Here is a 13,051-nt window from a genome sequence, read left to right as displayed (position 1 = left end):
GGCGACGTGTCGCCGGGTCCCCGACCGAACGAACCTGACCGGGTAATGCCGGCGTAGGGAGGACCCCGTGAGCACGTCCACGCACGCCTCGAGCACCGACTCCCGGCCCGCCGCCGCGCGGCCGGAGGCGCCCCTCGTCCTGACCACCGAACCACCACGCCCGCTGGGCTTCTGGGACCAGTTCGCCACCTGGGCCAACCTCGGCATCTCGCTCTTCGGTCCGCTCACCGGCGCCCTGGTGGTGGCCACCACCGGGTCGGTGGCCAGCGCGCTGCTGGCGGTGGTGGTCGGCTGCCTGCTCGGCGGTGCGCTGCTGGCCTGCTCCGCGGTGTTCGGCGCCCGCACCGGGGCGCCGGCGATGGTGGCCCTGCGGGGCCTGTTCGGCCGCCGCGGCTCGGTCGCCCCGACCCTGCTCAACGTGGCCCAGAACGTCGGCTGGGCCACCATGGAGATCATCGTCATCTCCACCGCGGCCTCGCTGGTGCTGGGTGACGCCTGGCGCGTCCCGGCCGCCGTGGTCGCCGGGGTGGTGGCCACCGCGATGGCGCTCCGACCGCTGGGCAGCGTCCGGCTGCTGCGCAAGGTGATGGTGTGGGTGGTGCTGGCCGCCTCGGTGCTGCTCTTCGTGCAGGTGCTGCTGCGGCCCACCCAGCCGCTGGACCAGTCCGGGGTGCTCGGCTTCTGGCCGGCCGTGGACGTCGCCGTGGCCGGCGTGGTCTCCTTCGCCCCCCTCGCCGCGGACTACTCCCGGCACTCCCGCAGCGCCCGCTCGGCCTTCTGGGGAGCCGGCCTGGGCTACGGGCTGGCCGCGGTGGCCTACTACACCCTCGGGGTGCTGGCGGTGTCGCGGCTGACCGGCGACGACCTGATCGCTGCCCTGATCGCGCTGCCCGCCGGCTGGATCGCGCTGATGGTGCTGATGGTGGACGAGGTCGACGAGGCCTTCGCCAACATCTACTCCACCACCATGTCGGTGCAGAACCTCTTCCCCCGCGTGGACCGCCGCTGGGTGGCCCTGGGCGTGGGGGCGCTGGCCACGACGGCGGCCTGCCTGCTCGACCTCAGCCGCTACCAGTCCTTCCTGTACCTGATCGGCTCGGTGTTCGTGCCGCTGTTCGCGGTCGCCGCGGCGGACTTCTTCGGGGTCTCCGGCAAGGTCTGGGACGTCAGCGCGCACGCCCGGCTGCGGCTGGTGCCGGTGCTGGCCTGGGTCTGCGGCTTCGTCACCTACCAGCTGATCGCCCCCGGCACCGTGCCCTACTGGTCCGACGCCTGGGCCTGGCTGGCCGACCTGGTGGGCTTCAGCGCCCCGTCCTGGCTCGGCTCGTCGGTGGCCTCCATCGTGGTGTCGGTGGTCGCCATGCTGGTGCTCGGCCGGCTGGCGGCCCGCACCGGCCGCGGCGCCGTCGCCCCGCGGGGCTGACAGACTGCGGCCCATGACGGGTCAGGCAGCGATCGAGGTGGTCGCGCACCGCGGGTCCTCCGCCGTCCACCCCGAGTCCACCCGGGCGGCCTACCGGGCTGCGGTCGAGCTGGCCCGCCGGACGGGGCACCGGGTGGAGCTGGAGGGCGACGTCCACTTCAGCGCCGACGACCAGCTGGTGGTGCTGCACGACCTCACCCTCCGGCGCACCGGGGGGCGTCCGGATGCCGTGGCCGAGCTGACCGTCGCCGAGCTCAAGCAGGTCGACGTCGGCTCCTGGAAGGTGCCCGACCCCACGCCCGAGCAGCGGGAGCTGATCACCTTCGCCGAGCTGCTCGACCTGGTGGCGGGGGCCCGGGACGAGGGGGTCGACGTCGGGCTGGCGGTGGAGACCAAGCACCCGACCGCGCGCGGCCTCGACGTCGACCGCCGGGCCCTGGAGCAGCTGGCCGACCGCGGCTGGACCAGACCGGGGGCGCCGGTGCGGATGATCAGCTTCGAACCGCGGGCCGTGGCCCTGGCCGGGAAGCTGGCGCCGGCGCTGCGCCGCTCCCTGCTGGTGGAGAAGGACCTCGGGCCCTGGGCCGACGGCCACCTCCCCGAGGGCGTCGACACCGTCGGCGTGGACCACCGGCTGGCCGAGCGCCACCCGGGGTGGGTGGACCGGCTGCTGGCCCGCGGGCACCGGCTGCACCTGTGGACCGTGAACGACACGGAGGCCATGCGCCGCTGGCTGGACCGCGGCGCCACCGGTCTGACCACCGACCACCCCGACCGCGCGCTGGCCGTGGTGCACGGCGACCCGGTCCCCTCCTGAGCCCGGACGGCGGCCACGGTCAGAGCGCGACGAGGCTGCGGACCACCAGGACCGACGCCGAGGCGGCGCAGACCACCAGCACCACCACCCGGACCTGCCCCGGACGCACCCGCCGGCGCACCCGCGGGGCGACCAGCTGTCCCACCAGCAGGGCGGGGGAGAGCAGCGCCGCGACGGCCGCCTGGCGCCACCCGAGCTCCCCGCCCACCCCGAGCGCGACGAGGCTGAGGGTCGCACCGACGAAGAAGTAGACCGCGAGGGTCTGGCGGATCGTGGCCAGCGGCTGGTGCTGGTAGAGCAGGGCCATCGGGGGCCCGCCGATCGAGGACACCGTGCCGGTCACCCCGGAGAGCAGCCCGGCGCCCATCAGCGAGGCCGGTCGGAGCGGGACCCGGAGCGAGGACGCGGTCGTGACCACCGCCACCAGCACCACCACGCCGATGGCCAGGCCGAGGGCCGCCTGGTCCAGCCACACCACCAGCAGCGCCCCCAGCACGGTCCCGGGCACCCGCGCGGGCAGTGCCCAGGCCAGCCCGCGGACGTCCACCTCCCGGCGCCCCTCGAGCAGGGTGCCGACCGGCAGCAGCAGCGTGAGCCAGAGCATGAACCCGGGCATCAGCTCCGGGGCCAGCAGGGTGGTCACCGGCGCGGCGACCAGCCCGACACCGAGCCCGACGGTCGACTGCACCAGGGCGCCGAGGACGAGGGCCAGCGCCAGCGCGACGAGCACACCGGCGGGGACCCCGAGCAGCACCCCCGCCTCAGAGCGGGTCGCGGGCGATCGGGCAGGACATGCAGCGGGGACCGCCCCGACCCGATCCCAGCTCGGACCCGCTGATGGCCAGCACCTCGATCCCCGCAGCCTCCAGCCGCGCGTTGGTCTCGGTGTTGCGCTCGTAGGCCACGGCCACCGTCGGGGCCAGCGCCAGGGTGTTGTTGCCGTCGTCCCACTGCTCCCGCTCGGCGGTCACCGGGTCCAGACCGGTGTCGATCAGCCGCAGCTCGGAGATCCCCATCGCCTGCGCGGCGGCGTCCAGGAAGTGCAGCGGCTCCCCGACCACCAGGTCGTCGCCGTCGGCGCGCACGATCCGCGCGGACAGCCGGTGGGCCACGTTGGGGTACATCACCATCGCGTCGACGTCGACCATGGTGGCGATGGTGTCCAGGTGCATGGTGGCCCGCTCCTGGTCGATCGGCACCGCCACCACGGTGTGGGCCAGGTCCAGGGAGAAGACCGTCCGGGCCAGCCGCTCCACCCCCGCCGGGGTGGTCCGCTCCCCGACGCCGATGGCCAGCACCCCTTCGGCCAGGGCCAGCACGTCCCCGCCCTCCACGTGCTCCTGGTCCCAGCCGTAGATCGGGCTGGCGTCGGCGAAGCGCGGGTGGAAGCTGTAGATCAGCTCGGTCAGCTGGGTCTCCCGCTGCCGGGCCGGCATGGCCAGCGAGGTGACCGCCGGCCGGTCCCCGATCCAGACGCTGGAGTCGCGGGTGAAGAGCAGGTTGGGCAGCGGGTCGATGACGAAGTCGTCCTCGGCCATCAGTGCCGTGACCAGGGTGCGTGGGCCGTCGCGCTCGTCGTTGCGGAGCCCGGCCACCAGCACCTCGGCCAGCTGCTCGGGCCCCAGGTCGGTCAGGTAGTGCCGCAGCCACCCCCGCAGCTGGTCCCCCAGCCGGAGGTCGGTGGTGGTCAGCGCGACGGCCTGCTCCCGGGCGTCGGGCAGGGCCAGGGTCTGGGCCAGCAGCTCGGCCAGCAGCAGCACCTCCACGCCGCGGCTGCGCAGGGCCTCGGCGAAGGCGTCGTGCTCGTCCTGGGCGCGGTCGACCCACGGGATCCCGTCGAAGAGCAGGGCGTCGTTGTTGCGCGGGGTCAGCCGGCGCAGCTCGTTGCCCGGCCGGTGCAGCAGCACGGTGCGCAGCCTGCCCACCTCGGAGTGGACACCCAGCGGGGAGCTCGTGGTCATGGGGGGACTCTAGGAGACGCGCCGCGGCGGGTCCCGTCCGGCGGCTGGGGCGAGGCTCCCCGTGCTCCCGGACCGGTTAACCTTTCCTCGTCCCAGCAGGTGCCCCCGCAGCGCCGTCCGTGGTCCGAGGTGGCGTCAGGAGGTCCCGTGCGCAAGCAGCCCGTCGTCCGCGTCGGCGACGGCGTGCACCCGGCCACCGCACGGGCCACGGTCTGGCACCGCGACCACCGCCACGGTCTCGCGCTGGTGCTGACCAGCGTGCTCACCACCATCGTGGTCGGTCTGCTGGGCCCGTCGGTGGTCACCCTCGAGCTGGGGCCCGCAGCCGGCCTGCTGCCGCCGTACCACCTGCCGCAGCGCTGGTGGAGTCCTCCGGGCGAGCTGGTCGCCCCGAACGAGCTGGCCGTCTCGCTGGCCGTCCTGGTGGGGATCGGGGTCGGCGCGCTGGGGGTCTGGGTCTGTCTGCGCGCCCTGGCCGACGGCTGGCGCCCGCACCACCGCCGGCTGTTCGTGCTGGGCTCGGCGATGAGCACCGCCACGATCCTGGTCCCGCCGCTCACCTCCGCCGACGTGCTGATGTACGCCGGCTACGGACGTCTGCAGCTGCTGGGCCGCAACCCCTACGACATCACCCCAGCCGACATCTTCCGCACCCAGTACGACCCCGTGCTGCTGGCCACCGAGCGGCCCTGGCAGGACACCCCCAGCGTGTACGGACCGGTCACCGCCTGGACGCAGTGGTTCTCCAACGTCCTCGGCGGGGAGAACATGCACGACGTGGTCTTCTGGCTGCAGCTGTTCTGCCTGGTGCCCTTCCTGATCACCTGCGCCGGGGTGGTCTGGCTCGCCCACGGCGACCCGAGGCTGCAGGCCCGGGCCACCCTGCTCAGCGTCTGCAACCCGCTGCTGATCTGGGCGGTGGTGGCCGCCGCGCACAACGAGGCGCAGTCGGTGATGTTCGCCGTCTTCGCGATCCTGCTGATGCGCAAGACGCCCTTCGGTGCCGGGCTGATGATCGGGATCGCCGGGTGCACCAAGCTGTCCATCGGCCTCTACGGGCTGGCGATGCTGTGGGCCTACCGCCGCGAGCCCCGCAAGGCGTTGGCCCTCTGCCTCGGTGCGCTGGTGCCGATCGGGCTCGCCTACGGCCTCTGGCAGCCCGCCGCCCTGGTGTCGGTGCTGCGCAACACCACCTACGTCTCCTCCGGCTCGTGGGTCGCACCGATCTACGGCCTGATGACGCAGGTGCTGGGGCTGGGCACGGGCCCCTCGAAGGTGGTGCTCAACGTCGTCGCGTTGTCGCTGATGGTGGTGATCGCCTGGATGCTGTCGCGGGTGCTGCCGTGGCGGGCCGCGCCGGGGCTGCGTCCGGGCACCGACCCGCAGAGCGACCCGATCACGGTCGCCCTGCGCACCGCGCTGACCCTGTCGGTGGCGTGGCTGGTCACCTCCATCTACACCCTCAGCTGGTACGACCTGATCGCCTGGGTGCCGCTGGCGGTGATCGGGGCCACCCAGCTGGACCGGCTCTTCCTCTGGCGCGGTGCGCTGCTGTCGATGGCCTTCGTCCCCGGCCGCGCGATCGAGGTGGGCCCCGTGCTGGACGTGATCAGCTCCCGGATCCGTGACACCGCCTCCCCGGCGGTCCAGCTCGGCGTGCTGGTGATGATCGTGCTCTGGTGGCGCCGGATGTGGCTGCTGCCGCGGCGTGAGCTGAAGGCGATGGGCGGTCTGACCAGCACCGGCGGCAGCGTCCTGCTGCCCGCCTCACCCAGCACCCCCTCGGCGGTGCCGGTGAGCCCGAGGTCGCCGGAGACGGGACGCTGATGCCCACGCCGGCGGGGTGGTACCCCGACCCCGAGGACCACAGCACGGTCCGCTGGTGGAACGGCATCGGCTGGACGTCCTGGCGGGCCGAGGGTGCCGACGCCACCCCACCGCCGCACGGCGGCGACCCCCGGACGGTGGCCACCGTCGTCCCCACGGTCGACCGCGAGCGCCGCCACACCCTGCGCACCGTGCTGCTGGCGGTGCTCACCCTCCTCCTCGTGCTGGGCGTGGTCGGCGCCTTCGGGGCCACCCGTCGGGCGACCTCCCCGCTGCCGGGCAGCTCCACCTCCCCGACCGCCTACGGCAGCCCCAGCCCGGCGACCCCCGACCTGGCCCTCGACGACGCGACCCGGACGCTGACCCTGGCTGATGAGGTGGTGGTGCGGATGCCGGCGGAGCCGATGGCGGCGCCCGTCCCCGCCCCGGGCGTGGAGCTGTTCGAGGACGCGCGCTACTCCGACTCCGAGATCCACCCCGGCTGGTACGTCGTCGCCCTGGTCGGGCTGCTCGACGACGTCTTCGTCACCCCCGACGACCCGGCCGCCACCTCGCGGCTGGTCGGTGAGCGCGCCCTCGCCCTCTTCTACGACGACGTCCCGGCCGGGCTCGAGCCCAGCACCGGTCCCCTCGGCACGCTGCCGCCCGAGCGGGCCGCGCTCTGGACCGTCGAGGTCCCCATCGAGGAGGAGGACGTACCGACCACCTCCGCCACCGTCCGGGTCGCGGTGATCGCCCTCGAGGACGGCCGCCAGGTCGCGCTGATCAGCGACGTCGCCGACGACACCCCGGCCGACGCCGCGGCCGCCATCCAGGGGATGTGGGACGGCGTCGAGCTGCGCTGAGCCCGGCTGAGATGCAGGGCCGGCCGGGGACGGGTGGCGTCTAGGGTGGCCGGGTGCCAGACCTCGCCGGACCCACCGACCCGCCGACCAGCTACGGCTACCTCGGGCCGGCCGGCACCTTCACCCACCAGGCCCTGCTCGGTCTCGGCCTGACCAGCACCGAGCCGCGGCCCTACCCGTCCGTGCCGGCGGCGCTGCACGCGGTCCGCAGCGGGGAGGTGGACGCGGTCCTGGTGCCGATCGAGAACTCCGTCGAGGGCGGGGTGAGCGCGACCCTGGACGCCCTCACCTACGGCGCCCCGCTGGTGATCACCCGCGAGGCGGTCATCGACGTCCAGTTCGACCTCTACGTGCGCCCCGGCACCCGGCTGGAGGACGTCGGTCAGGTCATCACCCACCCGCACGCGGCCGCCCAGTGCCGCGGCTGGCTGGACGCCCACCTGCCGGCGGCCACGGTGACCGAGCGCGGGTCCACCGCCGGCGCGGCCGTCACCGTGGCCGACCCGGACTCCGGCTACGACGCCGCCATCTGCGCCCCCGTCGCGGGGAGGAGCCAGGGTCTGGTCGCCGCGGCCGAGGCCATCGCCGACAACCCCGACGCCCAGACCCGCTTCGTGCTGGTCTCCCGCCCCGGTGAGCTGCCGCCCCGCACCGGCCGGGACAAGACCACGCTGGTCTGCTTCATGCGCCGGGACCGCTCCGGTGCGCTGCTGGAGATCCTCGACCAGTTCGCCAGCCGCGGGGTCAACCTGTGCCGGATCGAGTCCCGGCCCACCCGCACCACGCTGGGCAGCTACTGCTTCTCCATCGACGCCGAGGGCCACCTCGACGACGCCCGGCTGGCCGAGGCCGTGATGGGTCTGCACCGGATCTGCCAGGCGGTGGTGTTCCTCGGCTCCTACACCCGCGCCGACGAGGTGGCCCCCACCGTCGCGGCCGGGCACGCCGACGACGACTACGCCGAGGCCGTGGCCTGGCTGGCCTCGCTCCGCCGCTCCACCCGCTGAGCGTCGGCGGCCGCGAGAGCCATCGAGACCTCGTCGACCAGACCCTGGCGGTGGGCCGCCGGGAGCCGCAGCACCAGCGCCCCGGGCACCACCTCGGCCACCATCGAGGAGCACCGTCCCGCGGTGTCGCCGTCCATCTCGTACCAGTCGGTGCGGTCGATCCGGATCGAGACCCGGCGACCGGTGAGCCGGTCCAGCTTGGCCTCGTCGCGGTCCCGGCGGGTGAGCACGCGGGTCACGATCCGGGCCCAGTCCTTCGCCCCGGCCGGTGAGGCGACCAGCAGGTCCAGCAGGCCGTCGTTGGCCTTCGCCTCCGGCATCAGCGGGATCCCGCCCTGCAGGAAGCCGACGTTGCCGATCACGATGACGCTGGCCCGGCGGCGGAGCACCGGACCGTCGTCGACCCGGATGGTGGCGTGCACGGGCGGGTGGGACGCGCTGCGGGCCGCGGCCACGAAGTAGGCCGCCGAACCCACCGCGCGCTTCAGGTCGGGGTTGGTGGCGGCCATGATGACCGCGTCGATCCCCAGCCCGGCCATCACGGTGAAGTGCTCACCCTCACGCTCGCCGTCCACGGTCAGCCGGACCAGGTCGATCGGGGTGTCCACCCCGTCCAGGGCCACCTTGAGCGCGGTGGTCTCGTCCAGCGGCACGCCGAGGTTGCGGGCCAGCAGGTTGCCGGTGCCCGCCGGGATCAGCCCGAAGGGGACGCCGGTCCCGGCCAGCCCGTCGCAGACCACCCGGATGGTCCCGTCACCGCCGGCCCCCAGCACCAGGTCCGCCCCCTCGCGCAGGGCCCTCGCCGTCATGGCCCGGCCGGGGTCGCCGACCGTGGTCTCCAGCCACAGCGGGGTGTAGCGGCGGGCGGCCAGCTCGTACTCCACCCGGCGCCGGAAGCTCGGCCAGTCGGTCACCTTCGACGGGTTGTAGACCACCGCGCAGGTGCGCTGCGGCTGCTCCGGGTCCAGCCGGGGGTGCACGAAGCGGTCCAGCTCGTAGGGCATCACCCGGACCCGGGCGACCAGCAGGGTCAGCGACGTCGCAGCCACCCCCCAGAGCAGCCCGCCGAGCAGGTCCGAGACCCAGTGCGCGCTCATGATCCAGCGGTCCAGCAGCACCAGCAGCACCAGCGAGGTGCCTCCCAGGCGCCAGGACGCCGTCACCTGCCGCGCCTGCCGGGTGTGGATGATGGTGGCGCTGACCGTGACCACCAGCACCGCCACCGCGGTCGCGTGGCCGGAGGGGAAGGCGTAGCCGGTGGCGCTGATCAGCTCGTGCGGGGAGGGCGGTCGCTCCCGCTCCACCAGGTGCTTCCAGACGTAGTTGCCTCCCCAGGCCAGGGGGACCGCGGCGAGCACGGCGACCGCGAGGTTCCGCAGCCGGTGCCGTGCGCACCAGAGTCCGAAACCCACCACCACGGTGTAGAGCACGACCGGCATGGTGAGCAGCGCCACCGCGGAGAAGACCTCCTCCGCGGGCGAGCCCGGCCGCAGCGGCCGGGCGGCCGTGGCCCGGTCCAGGGCGTCCAGGTGGCCACCGGCCACCAACCCGGCCAGCACGGCGAAGGCGACCAGCGAGCCGATCGCCACCACCCACGCCAGGGTGGGGGGCAGCCGGCGTTCGCTCATGGGGTGCAAGCGTAGGTGAGCGGCGGGGGCCCGCCGGACGCGTGCTGATCCTCAGGGCCAGAACGTCGTCGAGCGGAGGGCGTCGGCGTCGGTAGGCTGACCGCCGTGATCGACCCCAGGCTGCTGCGCACCGACCCCGACCGCATCCGCGCGACCCTGCGTGCCCGCGGTGAGGACTCCGCGCTGGTCGACGAGCTGCTGGTCGCCGACGAGGAGCGACGCGCGGCCATCGCCGGCTTCGAGGCGCGTCGGGCCGAGCAGAAGGGCCTCGGCAAGGAGGTCGCCCGGGCCCAGGGTGAGGAGAAGGCCGCCCTGCTGGCCCGCACGAAGGAGCTCGCCGCCGAGGTGAAGCAGCTCGACGCCGCCGCCTCCGCGGCGGGGGTGCGCTTCGACTCCCTCTTCGCCCGGGTCCCGAACCTGGTGCCCGACGACGTCCCGGCCGGTGGCGAGGACGACTTCGTGGTGCTGGAGACCGTCGGCACGGCCCGCGACTTCGAGGCCGAGGGCTTCGACCCGCGCGACCACCTGGAGCTGGGCGAGATCCTCAGCGCGATCGACACCGAGCGCGGCGCCAAGGTGTCGGGCTCGCGGTTCTACTTCCTGACCGGGCAGGGGGCCGAGCTCGAGCTGGCCCTGCTCAACCTGGCCATGAGCAAGGCGCTGTCGTGGGGCTTCACCCCGATCCTGCCCCCGGCGCTGGTCAAGCCGTCGGCGATGGAGGGCACCGGCTTCCTCGGCCAGGCCGCCCAGGACGTCTACCACCTGCCCGACGACGACCTCTACCTGGTGGGCACCGCCGAGGTCCCGCTGGCGGCCTACCACAGCGACGAGATCCTCGACGTGGCGAAGCTGCCGCTGCGCTACGCCGGCTACAGCCCCTCCTTCCGCCGCGAGGCCGGCTCCTACGGCAAGGACACCCGCGGCATCTTCCGGGTGCACTGGTTCGACAAGGTCGAGATGTTCGTCTACTGCGCCCCCGAGGACGCCGAGGCCCAGCACCGCGCCCTGCTCGGCTTCGAGAAGGAGTTCATCGAGGCCCTCGAGCTGCCCTACCAGGTGCTGGAGCTGGCCGCCGGGGACCTCGGCATGAGCGCGGCCCGCAAGTACGACTGCTACGCCTGGTTCCCCAGCCAGCAGCGCTACCGCGAGATCACCTCGACCTCCAACTGCACCGACTTCCAGGCCCGTCGGCTCGGCATCCGGGCCCGCTTCGAGGGAGGGACCGCCCCGGTGGCCACGCTGAACGGCACCCTGTGCGCGATGCCGCGGGTGATCATCGCCCTGCTGGAGAACCACCAGCAGGCCGACGGCTCGGTGGTCCTGCCCGAGGCGCTGCGTCCCTACCTCGGTGGGCGCGAGCGCCTGGTCCCGGTCCAGCGGTGACGCCGACCCCGAGCGGCGGCTCGCGCGCGCCGGGCGGCTGGCGTCCCCGGCTGGTCGCCCTGGACATCGACGGCACCCTGCTGCACCGCGACGGGAGCATGCCCGAGGAGGTCAGGGCGTGCGTGCGGCGGGTCGTCGACGCCGGGGTGCCGGTGGTGCTGGCCACCGGACGCGGCTGGCACGCCACCGAGTCGGTCTTCGAGGCGCTCGGGCTCCCGCCGGGTCACGTGGTCTGCTCCAACGGCGCGATGACCCTGCGCCACCCGCCCACCGAGGTGGTGCGCCAGGTCACCTTCGACCCCGGACCGGTGATCGAGAGCGCGCTGGCCCACCGTCCGGACGTCCGGATCGCGGTGGAGGAGGTCGGGCGCGGCTACCGGTTGAACCGGGCCTTCCCCGAGGGTGACCTGACCGGGCAGCTGGTCTACGAGAGCGTCGAGGACCTGTCGGCCCGCCCGGTCACCCGGGTGGTGGTGCGCGACCCCGACGCCACCGAGGAGGAGTTCCTCGCCCTCGCCGAGCGGCTCGGTCTGCACGGGGTGGCGTACTTCATCGGCTACACCGCCTGGCTCGACATCTCCCCCGAGGGCGTGGACAAGGCCTCCGCGCTGGCCCTGGTCTGCGAGGAGCTCGGGGTCGCCGCCGAGGACGTGCTGGCCCTCGGGGACGGCCGCAACGACATCGAGATGCTGGCCTGGGCCGGTCGGGGGGTCGCCCTGGGCGAGGCCCCCGACGAGGTCAAGGCCGTCGCCGACCACGTCACCGGCCCCTTCGCCGAGGGCGGCACCGTGGTCGAGCTCGGTCGCTGGTTCTGACCACAGTCGCTGGTTCTGACGACACACGCATGAGGAGCACCCGGTGAGACTTCCCTGGACCCTGCACGGAGACGGCCGCACGATCACCGGGGACGAGGTGGTGCACCCCGGCGAGCGGCTTGGCTGGCCGGCCACCATCGGCCTCGGGCTGCAGCACGTGGTGGCCATGTTCGGCGCCACCTTCCTGGTGCCGGTGCTGACCGGCTTCCCACCCACCACGACGGTGCTCTTCTCCGGCATCGGCACCATCGTCTTCCTGCTGGTCACCGGCAACCGGCTGCCCAGCTACCTCGGCTCCTCCTTCGCCTTCATCGCCCCGATCACCGCGGCCAGCGCCGGGGGAGGGATGCCCGCCGCCCTGTTCGGGGTGGTGGTGACCGGTGTCCTGCTCGCCCTGGTCGGGCTGCTGGTGACCCGCACCGGCACCGGCTGGATCGACGCCCTGATGCCGCCGGTGGTGGCCGGGGCGATCGTCGCGCTGATCGGGCTGAACCTGGCGCCCACCGCCCGGGACAACTTCGTCGCCGCACCGGTGACGGCCCTGGTCACGCTGACCGCGATCCTGCTCTGCACGGTGCTGCTGCGCGGCGTGCTGGGCCGGATGTCCATCGTGCTCGGCGTGGTGATCGGCTACGTGGTCGCTGCGCTCAGCGGCCAGGTCGACCTCAGCGGGGTGCGGTCCGCGCCCTGGGTCGGCCTGCCCGAGCTGACCGCCCCGAGTGCGGCGTGGTGGGCGCTGCCGGCGTTCCTGCCCGTGGTGCTGGTGCTGGTGGCCGAGAACGTCGGCCACGTCCGCTCGGTGGCCCACATGACCGACCCGGCGCTCAACAGGCTGACCGGGAGGGCCCTGCTGGCCGACGGCCTGGCCACCACGCTGGCCGGTGCGGGCGGCGGGTCCGGGACGACCACCTACGGGGAGAACATCGGGGTGATGGCCGCGACCCGGGTGTACTCCACGGCCGCCTACTGGGTGGCCGCCCTGTTCGCGGTGCTGCTCGGCTTCAGCCCCAAGTTCGGGGCGCTGGTGAACACCATCCCGGCGGGGGTGCTCGCTGGGGTGACGACCGCCCTCTACGGGCTGATCGGGATCATCGGCGTCAAGATCTGGGTGGACAACCAGGTCGACTTCTCCCGGCCGGCCAACCAGTTCACCGCGGCCACGGCGCTCGTGGTCGGCATCGCCAACTTCACCTTCACCGCCGGCGCCCTGACCTTCAACGGGATCGCCCTGGGCACGCTGGCCGCCATCGTGATCTACCACCTGATGAACGGCCTCGAGCGGCTGCGGTCCGGCCGGGGGGCCTCACCCGTCCACGAGTGAGACCACCCGACCCGGCGCGACGCC

At 73.8% G+C, this 13,051-nt stretch carries 11 protein-coding genes; 8 read left to right on the top strand and 3 right to left on the bottom strand.

The genetic code is table 11. From position 1 onward, the window contains the following. Positions 1–67 precede the first annotated feature (67 nt). On the top strand, positions 68–1,423 hold the full coding sequence (locus tag BLT52_RS01640; protein WP_090590010.1) for a purine-cytosine permease family protein: 1,356 nt from the start codon (positions 68–70) through the stop codon (positions 1,421–1,423). 13 nt (positions 1,424–1,436) lie between these two features. Beyond that, on the top strand, positions 1,437–2,240 hold the full coding sequence (locus tag BLT52_RS01635) for a glycerophosphodiester phosphodiesterase (RefSeq protein ID WP_090590009.1): 804 nt from the start codon (positions 1,437–1,439) through the stop codon (positions 2,238–2,240). A 19-nt stretch (positions 2,241–2,259) separates the two neighbouring features. Here BLT52_RS01635 and BLT52_RS01630 read toward each other — a convergent pair whose 3' ends face one another. Both BLT52_RS01630 and BLT52_RS01625 read right to left on the bottom strand, forming a co-directional pair. Then, complete coding sequence (locus BLT52_RS01630) at positions 2,260–2,994, bottom strand: TSUP family transporter (RefSeq protein ID WP_090590006.1); 735 nt, start codon at positions 2,992–2,994, stop codon at positions 2,260–2,262. Between the two features lie 7 nt (positions 2,995–3,001). After that, complete coding sequence (locus BLT52_RS01625; protein ID WP_090590004.1) at positions 3,002–4,201, bottom strand: arginine deiminase; 1,200 nt, start codon at positions 4,199–4,201, stop codon at positions 3,002–3,004. Between the two features lie 147 nt (positions 4,202–4,348). Here BLT52_RS01625 and BLT52_RS01620 point away from each other — a divergent pair, with 147 nt between their 5' ends. The 3 genes from BLT52_RS01620 to pheA are packed head-to-tail and all read left to right on the top strand — an operon-like array spanning position 4,349 to position 7,880. Continuing rightward, positions 4,349–6,028 (top strand): hypothetical protein, encoded by a 1,680-nt coding sequence (locus tag BLT52_RS01620; protein WP_090590002.1) that lies wholly within the window; start codon positions 4,349–4,351, stop codon positions 6,026–6,028. Next, the gene (locus BLT52_RS01615) at positions 6,028–6,873 is read left to right on the top strand and encodes a DUF2510 domain-containing protein (protein WP_090590000.1); all 846 of its coding nucleotides are present in this window, start codon (positions 6,028–6,030) and stop codon (positions 6,871–6,873) included. Before BLT52_RS01620 ends, BLT52_RS01615 begins: the two co-directional genes overlap by 1 nt. 53 nt (positions 6,874–6,926) lie before the next feature. Next, positions 6,927–7,880, top strand: a complete 954-nt coding sequence (pheA, locus tag BLT52_RS01610) for a prephenate dehydratase (RefSeq protein WP_090589998.1) — start codon at positions 6,927–6,929, stop codon at positions 7,878–7,880. Here the strand turns inward: pheA and BLT52_RS01605 are convergent. After that, positions 7,829–9,508: a diacylglycerol kinase family protein gene (locus BLT52_RS01605; protein WP_157676913.1), complete on the bottom strand. Its 1,680-nt coding sequence runs from the start codon at positions 9,506–9,508 to the stop codon at positions 7,829–7,831. The two genes, pheA and BLT52_RS01605, sit on opposite strands and share 52 nt — an antisense overlap. 105 nt (positions 9,509–9,613) lie before the next feature. Between BLT52_RS01605 and serS the strand changes: the two genes are divergently transcribed. The 3 genes from serS to BLT52_RS01590 are packed head-to-tail and all read left to right on the top strand — an operon-like array spanning position 9,614 to position 13,027. Next, positions 9,614–10,891 (top strand): serine--tRNA ligase, encoded by a 1,278-nt coding sequence (serS, locus tag BLT52_RS01600; protein WP_090589994.1) that lies wholly within the window; start codon positions 9,614–9,616, stop codon positions 10,889–10,891. Then, complete coding sequence (locus tag BLT52_RS01595) at positions 10,888–11,706, top strand: HAD family hydrolase (protein ID WP_231946447.1); 819 nt, start codon at positions 10,888–10,890, stop codon at positions 11,704–11,706. The genes serS and BLT52_RS01595 overlap by 4 nt, the downstream gene beginning before the upstream one ends. Positions 11,707–11,749: 43 nt before the next feature. Further along, positions 11,750–13,027, top strand: coding sequence for a uracil-xanthine permease family protein (locus BLT52_RS01590; protein WP_090589991.1), 1,278 nt, complete (start codon positions 11,750–11,752; stop codon positions 13,025–13,027). Positions 13,028–13,051: the final 24 nt, after the last annotated feature.

The sequence above is a fragment of the Auraticoccus monumenti genome (assembly GCF_900101785.1).
Classification (GTDB): domain Bacteria; phylum Actinomycetota; class Actinomycetes; order Propionibacteriales; family Propionibacteriaceae; genus Auraticoccus; species Auraticoccus monumenti.
This window is presented reverse-complemented; position numbering and strand designations above follow the sequence as displayed.

What these genes read in the sequence shown, in the direction of transcription:
- BLT52_RS01615 (WP_090590000.1), top strand. Translation starts at nt 6,028, where the DNA reads ATGCCCACGCCGGCGGGGTGGTACCCCGACCCCGAGGACCACAGCACG.
- BLT52_RS01605 (WP_157676913.1), bottom strand. Translation starts at nt 9,508, where the DNA reads ATGAGCGAACGCCGGCTGCCCCCCACCCTGGCGTGGGTGGTGGCGATC.
- BLT52_RS01625 (WP_090590004.1), bottom strand. Translation starts at nt 4,201, where the DNA reads ATGACCACGAGCTCCCCGCTGGGTGTCCACTCCGAGGTGGGCAGGCTG.
- BLT52_RS01635 (WP_090590009.1), top strand. Translation starts at nt 1,437, where the DNA reads ATGACGGGTCAGGCAGCGATCGAGGTGGTCGCGCACCGCGGGTCCTCC.